This window comes from Xenorhabdus sp. Sc-CR9 (genome assembly GCF_963897815.1).
Lineage (GTDB): Bacteria > Pseudomonadota > Gammaproteobacteria > Enterobacterales > Enterobacteriaceae > Xenorhabdus.
Genome location: NZ_CAWQTY010000051.1, coordinates 1 through 1,805, shown reverse-complemented (window position 1 = coordinate 1,805; position 1,805 = coordinate 1). Strand labels below are relative to the sequence as shown.

Genomic DNA, 1,805 nt, shown 5'->3' with positions numbered 1-1,805 from the left:
TGTCGCGTGTTGTATCATGCATCAATTCGAGGGCGTGTTTTTGTTCTGGTGACAGATGAATTTTCATGGTGGCAAGCATGATCGGGTTTGGATAAGAAATCAAGCATCTTCAATGGCGATTGGTATATCAGGGCGTAACTGTTACAGACGAAGGTGATTTGGTCACTTGCCCAAAATGCAAGGGAACATTTCCAATTATAGAGGGAAGTGAATTGTTAAAGCCTAAGGGTAAACTCATTGCGCTGGAAGGCATACAAACAGCTTGTGGTGCTAAACTCATTGCCAGCCAGAAAGATTTTCTTGCTTAATTAGGAGAATATCCGCCTTATTTTGCATAAGGCGATAAGGCGGAGAAACGAAAATTGAGTGTGACAGCGTCATATTTACGGTAACGGTAAATGTCACGGCATCCTGACCATCCGCTTTGGCCTGCGTTTTATCTATGGTGATAACAGGCTTCAATACCGCGCTGAAGTACACCGGCAAAGCCACGGTGACATTATCACCGACCGAGACCTGTACGCTATGCTCTCCGCGATGATGGCTGATCAACAACACCACTGCCAGTCCCTGTGCATCGGTTTTCTGTGTGGTTTGTGAAAGTTCGCCTTTATCACTTGACCAATTCACTGTTTGATCAGGAACAGGCTCACCATCACGATCTTTCACTATCACGGTATACATCACACTGTCCTGACCGTCCGCCCTTCCCCGTCCGGGGGCGTCTGTTGTCACTGACCCTGAACTCCGATCGTTATGCCAATCCGGGGGAGATGTACCGCTTCTGCCGCTTAATCCATGAGGCGATGGCCTGCTTTGTCAGCCAGTCCACCTTCGTCAAGCTGAATGTATCTACTCCACACCAAAAAATTCTGTGGGAATTCAAAGAAGTCTATGGGGCACGCATGGAGATGTAATTGTTAAACCATCATGACAAGGAGCAAAATAGGATGAATATCATGAACGGGCTGACGGCGGCCAAAAGCGGATTACGCTTTACATTTCAGATAGCGGGACTGCCTGAAGCTATCTTTGCCGTGGGTGAGTTTTCCCTTCAGGAAGGGTTATCTGAACTGTTTACCCTCAATCTGACACTGGTTCAGTCCTTGCCCGATAATCCCTTTCGGCCGAAGCCGGAGATCGATTTAACCACACTATTGATGCAGGAAGCGGTATTGCAGGTGTTTAACGGCGCAACGTTGCAACGCAAAATCATCTGGGGATGACGGCGGGACTGCCGTTGCTTTACCAGCCCCAGCCGGAAACCGCACACGGGACAGATACGATTTATCAGGTGCGGCTGGGCGTGGGAATGAGTCCACAACGCTGTTTTCATAAAGATTTCAACCCGGAAAACCCGCGTTATCACCTTTCTCATATGCAGAGCAGTGAAGGCTTCCGCGACTTCGGCAGCAAAACCCCCTACACCGTATTTGAAAGCTACGGGCGTTTTCAGAAAGATGCCGCCGCCAAACCGTTTCTCAAATACCGCCATGAAGCGCTGGATAACCAGAAAAAAACCGGCAGCGGCAGCAGTAACTGCATCAAACTGATGCCGGGCAAAATTTTTGAGATAAAAAGTCACCCGCACGCCCCGCTCAATGCCCGCTGGCAGATTGTCGGTATCAGCCATCACGGCCGCTGCCCACAGACCATGGGCGATAACAGTGGTGATGGAACCACACTGACCAACCATTTCAGCTTTATCGACGGCCTTGCTGACTGGCGTCCGCCGTTCCATTACAAGCCACTGGCCGATGGCGATGAAACTGCCACGGTTGTTGGCCCTGAAGGGGAAGAAATCT

The 1,805-nt window shown here is 49.8% G+C and carries 4 protein-coding genes and 1 pseudogene; 4 read left to right on the top strand and 1 reads right to left on the bottom strand.

What is annotated here, in order from left to right; all coding sequences use genetic code 11:
• Window positions 1–122: 122 nt before the first annotated feature.
• Window positions 123–308: pseudogene (locus tag AACQ81_RS02760) on the top strand (PAAR domain-containing protein); the annotation flags it as partial.
• Here the strand turns inward: AACQ81_RS02760 and AACQ81_RS02755 are convergent.
• A complete protein-coding gene (locus tag AACQ81_RS02755; protein ID WP_237388456.1) occupies window positions 277–735 on the bottom strand; it encodes an Ig-like domain-containing protein in 459 nt (152 codons plus the stop codon). The pseudogene AACQ81_RS02760 and the gene AACQ81_RS02755 sit on opposite strands and share 32 nt — an antisense overlap.
• On the opposite strand from AACQ81_RS02755, the gene AACQ81_RS02750 reads away from it, so the two are divergent.
• From AACQ81_RS02750 to AACQ81_RS02740, 3 genes are all read left to right on the top strand, one after another.
• Complete coding sequence (locus tag AACQ81_RS02750) at window positions 618–917, top strand: type VI secretion system baseplate subunit TssF (RefSeq protein ID WP_237388455.1); 300 nt, start codon at window positions 618–620, stop codon at window positions 915–917. The two genes, AACQ81_RS02755 and AACQ81_RS02750, sit on opposite strands and share 118 nt — an antisense overlap.
• Before the next feature lie 33 nt (window positions 918–950).
• Window positions 951–1,226: a phage late control D family protein gene (locus AACQ81_RS02745; protein ID WP_237388454.1), complete on the top strand. Its 276-nt coding sequence runs from the start codon at window positions 951–953 to the stop codon at window positions 1,224–1,226.
• Window positions 1,223–1,805, top strand: a 583-nt coding sequence (locus AACQ81_RS02740; protein ID WP_272903145.1) for a contractile injection system protein, VgrG/Pvc8 family, incomplete at its 3' end; no start/stop codon positions are given. The genes AACQ81_RS02745 and AACQ81_RS02740, both read left to right, overlap by 4 nt.

Coding starts and splice junctions, on each gene's coding strand:
- AACQ81_RS02745 (WP_237388454.1), top strand. CDS start 951: ATGAATATCATGAACGGGCTGACGGCGGCCAAAAGCGGATTACGCTTT.